Raw genomic sequence first — 10,460 nt, 5'->3', positions numbered from 1 at the left:
CTAGTGGCATCTGGATTGCTTTAGATCTATAGATTTTTATTTCAATGGATTAGAACAAATTAAGTGATCGAGTGTATAGCTTTTTGGAGTACGGTATGATTGCGTCAATTATTGTGGAAATATGACTGATAGACATAGGTTTCGGAATATAGACGCCTTTGCTTTTATACCGTGTGTTAAACCTTGGATATTTCGGAAGGGGATTCGAAATGACGACATTTGTCTCTCGAAGTGCGGCGTGGTCTATTCTCTTTTTGCTTTTCTATGGAGTCATAGGGGCTTCTTATACCTTAGCTGAAGAATCGGCCGGTATTCTTGAACCGGGAACAACACAATACCCCAATGGTGGTATGAGACGGATGGATGCCATTTCGTTCAAGACAGGCGATGGAAATCCTTGGTGTGCATTGATGGATCCCCTTGACGGGCATATCTATTTTGGGACCAATAATCAAAATCCGGGTAAAGTTGTAAAAATAAAGGTTGGTACAGCTGATACACTGCACCAATACGTTGAAACAAAATCGCTTAATGGCTTTAACAGTGACTATTTTAAAGGCGGCGCTATTGATCCCGATCATGGATTCGCCTATTTTGGCTCCAGCATGAAAACGCCGGGCCACGTGGTTCGGGTACGCCTTGATTTCAATTACGCACCTGCCCTCGAAGAGATTACCTTGCAAGATGTTGGATATCCCCGCGTTGGACTGATCCATAAACAAGAAGGATACCTGTATTTTGCCGCAGATAATACCAGTTCAGCTACAGGCGGACGGGTCGTAAAAATTGATATTCATCCGACCAGAACATTTAAGCAAGTCCAGAGAATCACGCTTCCATCGGGAGAAAATAGCGTACAAAGCGGCGTCCTTGATGAAATAAACAACTGCGCCTATTTTGGAAATGCGTCAGGTCGCGTTATAAAAGTTAATCTGGGAACAGGTGAAAGCGGTTTGGAACGAGAAGGGGCGCTAGCTATTGGGAGTGAAAACCTTCGTTGTGCCTTGATTGATGCGCAACGCGGTTATCTCTATTTTGGAAGTTATGTCGCTAATACCCCGGGAAAAGTTTATAAACTTTCTTGCGCCGGAACAGGAATGCCCATTCTAAAAAACACACTAACCCTGAATACCGGTGAAAATGGTTTGTGGGGAGCTATCATTGATACAGATGCGAATCGGGCGTGGTTCGGATCTTATTCAAATCCGGCCTATATTGTAAAAGTTGATCTTGGTGAAGGCGATGCCGCGCCCCTTCGTTTAGGAAGCTTGGCGCTCACGCCCAATACGGAAAAACAAGTTTTAAGTGCAGCCGGAGACCTGCATAATGGCTATGGATACTTTGCTACTCAACCGTCGGGGATTCCGCCCGCTATCGTTCGTGTTTCGCTCTCCCAAAAATCCTATATCAAAGGAACACGTGTTGCGCTGTCCGAAGCAGCGGATATTCACAGTATGTCCTTTTATTCACATAAAGCTTCCGGTAATGTGCGCCTTGCTATTTATTCCGATACGACACCGCCAAGCCTACTTTGGCAGAGTAACCCTGTGGCCAATACGATGAGCGAAGATTGGCTTACTGTTCCTATTGCAAACGGAAGTCCATCCTCTATAGCTTTAGAGGAAAAAGAGTATTTCTTGGCGTGGCAAGTAGATAGCAACGCCGATGTGCCAAGCTACCAGAGTTGCACCTTAGGAGATGGATTTTTAATACCTTATCAGTGGGAAGACTTTCCGCAAAGCCTGAGTGATAAGAACGCTCCTGTGTCGACCACTGAAGCGTGGAGTATCTATCTAAATTATGGCGACCTCCCGGAAGGCGAGGCTCCGACAGAGGGTGAAGTCCCAAGCGAAGGCGAAGCACCGAGCGAAGGCGAAGCGCCGAGTGAAGGCGAGACTCCGACAGAGGGTGAGATGCCGAGTGAGGGTGAGGCTCCGGCCGAAGGCGAAGCTCCGAGTGAAGGAGAGACCTCAGGCGAAGGTGAAGCGCCGAGTGAGGGTGAGACGCCGACAGAGGGTGAAGTCCCAAGCGAAGGCGAAGCACCGACAGAGGGTGAAGCCCCAAGCGAAGGCGAAGATGAATTTGCTTTACTATACACGGGTTCCAACCCAATACGTAGCGCAACGGGATCACGTGTTGAAATAAAGATTCATCCCGTCAACCCTTCGGGTCAGGTAGTATATCAATGGTACAAGATCGTCAACGATCATGACTTTCAATTATTGGAAGGAATGGATACTTCAATTTTACGTTTCGATCCTGTGGAAGAAGAACATGAGGGTAAGTATTGTTGTATTGGTGTAGATGAGGAAGGTTCAGCGCAGTCTCCCACGATAGTTCTGCAAATTCTGTCTTCCTTACCGGTATCCGGCACTCTGATCCTTTGCGCTATTGCTGTATTTTGCAGCGTCTTCTTTTTTATCCGCAGTACTGCTCAAACGAGCGTACCGGGAACAAAAACACAATAGACTTTTGAGACCATATATTCCCTCAAAGACAGGGGCTTCCCCGTTGAAGGCGCCCATGGGGGGGATTTGTCCAAAAAAATGGTGGAGTATGGTGGAGCAACACTTTTTTATCTCCACCACGCTTTCACCCAATATTATCAGGGGTATTTCTCATAGTGGTGGAGCATGGTGGAGCATTTTTCTATCCTTACACGTGAGAAATTAAAATAAGTAAGATTATATATATATAAGGGAGGGGAGTCCCGACTATCTCTACCATGTTCCACCACTTTGCGTTTCGCCTTTTATTACCAAGCCCAAATCGTGGTGGAGCACCATAAAGCTGTCTCCACCATACTTCACCATACTTCACCACGAAAGAAGCTTTGTTTGATGCTATGGACTATGGCGGTATGGAGTCATAAATTGTAGAAATAAGATCGGTATCGACAGAAATTAAATCTATCCAAAGGGAAAAAGGTAGAATCGATAGGTCTTAATCGGTGACTTTCCAAGGAGATTTTTGGTAATCCGGCCATAGAGAGGGGAGATGCCGCAGCTATCGTTCCCAAGGATCGGTTTGGTAGCTTCGCAAGGATTTCGGATGGCATTAATTCGCCCTCATAATTCCTAAAGGTCTCGTAAATAGGAAAGAAAAGCGTAAGTGTCCCTTCTCCGTTATCCTTAATCCTTCTGATACCGATACCTTGGCAAAAATCGTAGATTATATGTGTTTTGTCGTAATGAATCGTGAATGGAATTTGCCGGTGATACAGTAAGGAAGGAATCGCATTTAAAGGTATTAGGAAGGTTTATTTTCGACCGAATAATCGCTTAAAGGGAGAGATCAAACGCTGCCATAAAGACGGTTTTGATAAGGCTCGCTTCTTTTTGGCGGGCTGTCCGCTGTAAAACAATTTCAATAACTCTTCACGAAATTCAAAAGCTGATTGAAAACGTTGGTTAGGATCAGGTGCCAAAGCCTTCTCAACAAAAGCATCAGCTCCAGGCGGCAAGTCCGGACGCAACACAGACAATTTTTGTCCGGGAGCAGGCGCACGCCCCGTCAACAATTCATAGAACATGACGCCCATGGAATAAATATCGGCGCGCAAATCTACGCCGGCCGGATTCGATTGTTGTTCGGGAGCCATATAATGTAATTTCCCGAGATTGGAACCCACCATGGTTAGCCCTTTAAACTGATCGTCAAGTTTTGCCAAACCAAAATCTAAAAGACGGATCGAGCCATCACGTAATACCATGATGTTTTCGGGGGACAGATCGCGATGAATCGTGATTCGGTGGGCATGTGTTAAGGCTTCAGCAACGAGACACAGCACCCGTACTACCGATGGGAATGCCAAGCGGTGCCGTGTCTGAAGCCAACGGCGCAGCGTTTTGCCTTCAATATACTCCATGGTATAAAAGAGCATATTGTCTTCTTTGCGGGCGTCAAAAATCTTAACGATACCCGGATGATTAAGGTTTCTTGAGGTTGTTACTTCCCTGACGAATCGTGCAACGGCTTGACGGCTTCCCGAATATTTGGGATGCAACATTTTTAATGCCACGTACTGTCCGTTTTTTTTATCCAACGCCAAATAAACAGAACCCATCCCACCGCGTCCAATTCTGTTACGGAGTACGTAGCGTCCTGCCAATGTTTTGTTAGGCTCAAAGATAGTTTGATCTGTCACGGGCATCACTCCCAAAGTCAAAGTCTGTCGTGAAGGTCATCACTAGTATATACTTTTTCTTCCAATAATAATAACCCGGTAGCTGCCTCCATTTTTTTATCCATTACGCTATTCTTTTGGTTCCGTAAGGGACGGTTGACGCAATGGAAATACTCCAATCAGGGGCAGTATTTTTTAAGTTTTCAGAAATAAGAATTCCTTGCTCTTGAGATTCGCATAAGCCCAAGAGGGTCGGGCCGCTGCCGCTCATGAGCGCAGCTTTACAACCTGCTTTTATCAGGGCAAGCTTCATATCCATTAATTGGGGATAGCAGGAAAAAACGGGACGTTCCATGCGGTTAAACAACACACCTTCGTATTGGGATTGCTGAAGTGATCGAATTGCTTCACGAAATGCAGCTGTTTTCCCTGCAAATGGCTTTTCTCCCGTTGGGGCAAGCATGGGATGGTTATAAACCTCTTTTGCGCTTACGGACTGTTTTGGGTGGATAAAAAGAAACCACAGCTCGGGTAGAGGCGGCAAGGGATACAGTTCTTCGCCGCGTAAGACACCTGCTCGGGTACCACCATGGAGGCAATAGGGCACATCAGCGCCTAAATTTCGGGCGAAGCGCTCCAATTGCGTTGTGCACAGCTTCAAATCCCAAAGGCTATTCAGTGCCTGCAATGTTGCTGCGGCATTTCCGCTCCCGCCGGCGAGACCGGCACCAATAGGTATATTCTTTTCCAAATATATCGAAGCCCCTTTTTGGCATCCTGTCTTTTCTTGGAGTAATAACGCCGCGCGATGCACAAGATTTGAGGGCCCACAATTAAGATGGGCTAAATTACAAGAAAGCGTTAGCGTGGTAGCGGCTCTAAACGTGAGTTCATCAAAGAGTGAAACGGACTGAAAAATCGTCTCAATATTATGAAAACCGTCACGCCTCTTTTTTAAAACATCCAGATACAAATTAATTTTTGCGTAGCTTCGCCAAACATGTTGTTTCACTTCGCTTTGAGCGCACGAGATCATGAATAGTTCCTTTTAAGACTCTTTAGAGATCGGAATCAGTTTAGTTTCCTGCGATTTCAGAAAATATGCTGTCCAGCTCATCGGCTAAAATGGGATACAGATCTATACCTTTTGCTTTCAAAATATCCATTTCCCGCAACGTGGCTTGCTTATTTTGTTCTTTAAAAAAAGAAATAAAAAAAGCTTCGAAGAGCGCCTTATAGTCTTGGGATATTTCAAAGGCTTCATTCATATATTCCGTTGCTTGTTCACCATCACCGTAAAGGGCATAAATAAGCGCCATGAGACCATAAGCGCCGGGAGCTGAGGGATGAATAGAACTGAAATACCTTTCGAGTACTTTTTCTGCTTGCAAGGGATTATGTACCGACAACAAAATAAAAGCAAGAGCCGTATAGGCTTCTCCAAATTGAGGGTCTGTTTGTATGGCCTTTTCCAGGTGTGAAATCGCCTGTCCATAAAGCCCTGTACTTTGTTTAAAAATGCCTTCTTCATAAAGTTTCACGGCTGCGAGCGCTTTTTCTACCTTTCCTTGACGGTGTATGACGTCGATCAAATGTCGGAAGTAAAAATATTTCGGGTCTCTCTCAATGACTTGTTCCAAGGCATCGGCTCCCTCACTATAGTTCTTCATCGCAATCCGAATATTAAAAAGTTCCAGCCAGACTACGGTATTTTCAGGTTCAAGACGCAACGATTCCTCCAAATCCTGATCGGCAAACTTCATATGTCCCGCGTCCCTGTAACCGTAGCCTTGCCAGAGCTGTCTGAGCGCGGCAACTTGTTTTTCTATACCTTGCATGTCAATTAATGAATCGTACAGAGGTGTAAACATCTGCTGCCAATAGCCGTTTATTTGGAATAAGTCTTCTAAAAGTTGCTTCGCTTCTAATGCACGATTATTTTCTGATAACGCCAAGATCAGGTCGGAAAAGGCTTCTAAAGCGTGAGATTTTGTTGCCGCGCCGTCAAACAAATCATATTGTTTGTTGTTTTGCCAGAGATCACGAAGCAGCAAGAGAGATGCAGGGAGTTCCATCTTATCCGGTATCTTCAACTTATAAACATAAATTTCTCGTGTCGATGGAAAAAACCACCTTTCGAAAGAGATTCCCCAATCTTTGAGCTGTTGTTCATAGCGTATGGGGGGACCCGGATCAAAGAAGTGCATAGCGATCACAGCCCATACGTCGCCCGGATGATTTCCTTTCGACAAACCACAACAAAACACACTCTGCGCCGCAAGGAGAGGCGTATTTTCTGCGGCAACAACCGGAACCCCCAGAGAGCCTCCCGCAAGATATCTCAGATTGTGTTGAAACACATCGCGCCAACGCGAATTTTCCACAAGCACAATGTCATTGTTGCCTACCTGTTCATGAAGGAATTTTCCTGCTGAACGCCAGTCGGTACGTTGTGGACCCGGCTGAAGCCACAACCATTGCAGCAGCATGCTGACCAGAAGAAAGCCACCCAAGAAAAAGAACAGCTTAGAGCGGCGCCACGGAGACAAGGCTATTCCCAACAACAGATAAAGGGGGAGAATGCAATGGGCAGTGTAGCGCGGGAACATACAAGGCCGCAGGAGGACGGACATAAGAAAGAGAATAACCGGTGGTAACAGAAGCCACGAAAAGAGCAATTCAGTCTGCTTTAGCGTGCCTTTAGCAGGGGCATATTTTCGATTCTTATATAGGTTGAAAGCGGCAGTAAAAAGAAGTGTTACGATGCATGCAGCGAAAACAAAATCTGTCCCATACCGTATGAAAGCAAGCCGTTGAGCGATCCATGACAATCGGAATTGCCAATCAAAGGCGGAAATATCTTGAAAGAAAAGTTGTGCTCCAAGACTTGTTAGTGTCGGTGAGGCTATCCATTGGCTTGTGGATTCTACGGACCAAAATTCAAGGGTCGAGAGATAACCGAGAATCGGTACTAGAAGAAACCCTTGACACAAACACCACAGCAAAATAAATCTTAGTCGATACTTCCAATTCGTCAGTAAAAACGCTCCTATGGCGAGGGTAAGCAATCCTGCGAAAGGGTGCGTCCAATATAGCAGCAAAGAAATAAAGCCGTGTAAAATCCAAAACCGCACTTGGGGGCGTTCCAGCAACAGCAAAAATGACCAGATCATCAGTGATGCCAAAAATATAAAGGCAACATACATCCGGATCCCTTGGGAGTGGTGTATGTGTACAGGCGATAGAGCCAGTAGGGCAACAGCAATCAATCCTGCACGCCGTTGATGAAGCTTTTTTCCAATGCTGTAGACTACCGGAAAAGTTGCTAAAGCGATGGCAATACTCATGCAACGTAAAGCCACTACAGATTCGGAGATATAGTGAAAGAAGCCATATTCGAGAACATAATAAACAGGAAGGCTTAGGGGATCCAAGGTGCGGTTGAACGCCAAAAATGAAAGCAAGGAGGGGGCGTCAAGAAAGACATGGCTGGCGTATTCATCCCACCATAAGGACTCATGCGTAAGATGAAACAATCGCAAGGAAAGCGCAATAATCATCCAAAAGGATACAATTGCACAGGAAGCATATTGTTTGTATTTTTTCATGAACGCATCATACATAAAGCTATTTTTTTCGGCGTGAATCACGATTTTGAAACATCAATCAGAGAACGGAAAAAAGAGCGTACCGTTTTCATGCCCGGCGGACTCTGTTCAGGCCAGTCAAATATTTTACGCGGTATTTTATAACGCGGCAAAAAGGAAGATAATCGGGATAGGAGCCATTCTTGATCTCGGGCACAGCCGTCTTTCCAAAGGATAAACGCCACAGGCAACGCGCCATACTCATTATCAGGCATTTCTACAACGACAGCATCTTCAATTTCGGGCAGCTCTTTCAATTCTCCTTCTATTTCTTCAGGATAAATGTTTTCACCTCCTGAAATAAATAGGGTGTCTTTTCTGCCTGTGACGTGGAGCCGACCATAAGCATCGAAATAACCAAGATCACCGGTGGAAAACCAACCATCTGCCGTGACAAGCCGATCGATTGTTCCGTTGGGCTGATAATATCCGGCAAAAATCGCCGGGCTTCGAAGCTTAATAGAGCTGTCTTGATCAATCCGTATTGATTCCGAAACCAAAGGATAGCCGCTGCTGTACAATTCTTCCAGTGAAGCTCCCGGTTTTGTGGCGCAGAATTGCGCGGCAGTTTCCGTCATCCCGTAGCTGCGAACTAAGGGAACCTGCCGGGCTCGGGCTTCTTTAATCAAACTGCGGTTTGCAGGCGCTCCCCCCAAGAGTACACCTTTCAGCTCTTTCAATCGACGTGCTCCCGCATCCGTACGGAGTAGTCGCGCTAATTGGGTCGGCACAAGGGATACATGGCTAATCTCAGGATGCAACTGCAGCGTATCGCCTATATTTTTTCCCGATGAGATGAGTAGTGTTGCGCCTGCAAGGATACAGCGATAGAGGAGAGACAAACCGGACACATGAAATAGAGGCAAGGAAAGGAGCCAAACATCACAAGGATTCAACGGAAGATTATTATTGGCGTGGACCGCGGCAAAGAGGTGGTTATCCAAGGTGTGGACTGCAAAGCGGGGCGTACCCGTACTGCCGGAAGTCGCCACGGCCGTGGTAAGTTGTCCTTCAGCCAAGAGCGGCAACGAATACGCCGGCTGTGAATAGTTCTGTGCATTATTGTGCAGGTCATCCATAGAAAGACCTCTACACCCCAGTGACTTCACTTTGGCCGCAGTCGAATCATCATAGAGGATAAGGGTAGGACGCAGGAATGACACGATAGCCTTTAGTTTGCTTTCCGGCAATATGGGATTAATGGGACAGGCAATTATTGCTCCGTAGAATAATGCCCAGAGCGCGATAAAATAGTATTCGGAAGGGGAGGCAATAAGAAGAACACGGTCTCCGGCAACGCAATTACAATCGCGCAAAAGCTTAAGGTAATTGTTTATTTGTTCCGGTAAATCCTTGTACTGCACAGTAGTTTTATAGGAACAAGCCGCGAGGTTGGGGAAGGATTGCGCCGCTGTATAAATGGGGTTGTTGTTTATGTGACACATAATGGATACGGTTTCAATGAATTCATTTTTACAGACCCACGCAGAGAATCAATAGATCTCAAAGAAATAGTAGGGCTGTCTATGATAGGAAGCATGTCGGTCAACACATCCTCTGCGAGTCGCGAATAAGTATCAATTCCTGCTGCAAAACGAGATTCGGAAAAAGCGGCTGCATAGTAAAGTATGGCTGCCGTGCCGACTCCGGATTCATAAGCACTACTCAATACAATAGGATTTGATCCCTTCATACCTAAAAGATGGGGAGGATAACATAGAGAAGGTTTCCAGACCCACACTTTTGTTTCTTCCGCCATAGCTCTTAATTTTATTATCTGAGGATCTGCACCCTCGCTTTCGTCTTTGTAAAGGCAGTGGCTGAGCTGTTGCAGCGTCTCATCAACGGCACAAGGGATACCTGTTTTTTCCTGAATCATGGGCAATTGATACGAGTCCCAAGTAGGCTCTTCCAAAAACTCTATTTGCTCCGTGGGAATAGCATTGCAAAATTGAAGCGTCTCTTCGAGGCTCCATGCTTGATTCGCATCCAAACGAATCTTCATTAAAGGGGACAGCTTATCCAGCACATGCTCTATCGTTTCAATATCGGTCTTGAGATCGTCTCTGCCCACTTTTAATTTTATGGTCTTGTAGCCTTGGGACGCGGCCTTTGCTACCCCTCTAATCCGCGCTTCCGGAGATCCATCTATAAGAGCGCACAACGATAAGCTACTCGGCGCAACCGGGCTTAGTAGTTGATGGGGTGATACACCGGCGGTACGGGACGCTAAGGATAGGACAGCACTATGGAGAGCAAAGAATATTGCAGGCGAAAAGTCCTTTCTCGATTCTAAAGAAAGACGCAGCTTTTCCAAAGGCATATTTGTTAATCCGCCTATCAACTTTTGGATGTTGTGGTTTAAGAAGTTAGGCGACCATCCGGGAAAACCGGGTAAGGGCGCTGCTTCTCCCCACCCGCAAAATCCATCTTCAGTTTGCAGCGCAATGAGAGCCCCTTCACGACGCTCCAGCTTATAGTCTCCGAGGTGAAGAGGATTTTTTAAAGGAAGCCTATACTTAAATATTTCGATTTTTTTTAGCAGCACCGTTCACGTTCTCATATTATTTTTCCCGATTCTAAAGTCATGAGAATCTTAACACAATCATCGAAATGAAACGGTACCTGTGTCTTGGCTCAGCGGCAATAGGACTTTCTATGATTTTTGTTAGGTAGTCCGTATAAGG

Annotated in this window: 6 protein-coding genes; 1 reads left to right on the top strand and 5 read right to left on the bottom strand. The window is 45.8% G+C overall.

What is annotated here, in order from left to right; all coding sequences use genetic code 11:
- Positions 1 to 209 precede the first annotated feature (209 nt).
- Positions 210 to 2,468: a hypothetical protein gene (locus GX117_14835; protein NLO34603.1), complete on the top strand. Its 2,259-nt coding sequence runs from the start codon at positions 210 to 212 to the stop codon at positions 2,466 to 2,468.
- Positions 2,469 to 3,259: 791 nt separating this feature from the next.
- Here the strand turns inward: GX117_14835 and GX117_14830 are convergent.
- The 5 genes from GX117_14830 to menC all read right to left on the bottom strand — a co-directional run bounded on the left by GX117_14830 (position 3,260) and on the right by menC (position 10,321).
- Positions 3,260 to 4,147 (bottom strand): serine/threonine protein kinase, encoded by an 888-nt coding sequence (locus tag GX117_14830; protein ID NLO34602.1) that lies wholly within the window; start codon positions 4,145 to 4,147, stop codon positions 3,260 to 3,262.
- 103 nt (positions 4,148 to 4,250) lie between these two features.
- Positions 4,251 to 5,162 carry a 4-(cytidine 5'-diphospho)-2-C-methyl-D-erythritol kinase gene (gene ispE / locus GX117_14825; protein ID NLO34601.1) on the bottom strand — a complete coding sequence of 304 codons (912 nt, stop codon included), beginning with the start codon at positions 5,160 to 5,162 and terminating at the stop codon, positions 4,251 to 4,253.
- Positions 5,163 to 5,202: 40 nt separating this feature from the next.
- On the bottom strand, positions 5,203 to 7,734 hold the full coding sequence (locus tag GX117_14820; GenBank protein NLO34600.1) for a tetratricopeptide repeat protein: 2,532 nt from the start codon (positions 7,732 to 7,734) through the stop codon (positions 5,203 to 5,205).
- A 38-nt stretch (positions 7,735 to 7,772) separates the two neighbouring features.
- Positions 7,773 to 9,218, bottom strand: coding sequence for an o-succinylbenzoate--CoA ligase (gene menE, locus GX117_14815; protein NLO34599.1), 1,446 nt, complete (start codon positions 9,216 to 9,218; stop codon positions 7,773 to 7,775).
- Positions 9,206 to 10,321 (bottom strand): o-succinylbenzoate synthase, encoded by a 1,116-nt coding sequence (menC, locus tag GX117_14810; GenBank protein ID NLO34598.1) that lies wholly within the window; start codon positions 10,319 to 10,321, stop codon positions 9,206 to 9,208. The genes menE and menC overlap by 13 nt, the downstream gene beginning before the upstream one ends.
- Positions 10,322 to 10,460 lie beyond the last annotated feature (139 nt).

This window comes from Candidatus Hydrogenedentota bacterium, assembly GCA_012523015.1.
GTDB lineage: Bacteria > Hydrogenedentota > Hydrogenedentia > Hydrogenedentales > CAITNO01 > JAAYBJ01.
Note: the sequence above shows the minus strand (reverse complement) of the source record. Positions and strands in the feature narration are given on the sequence as shown.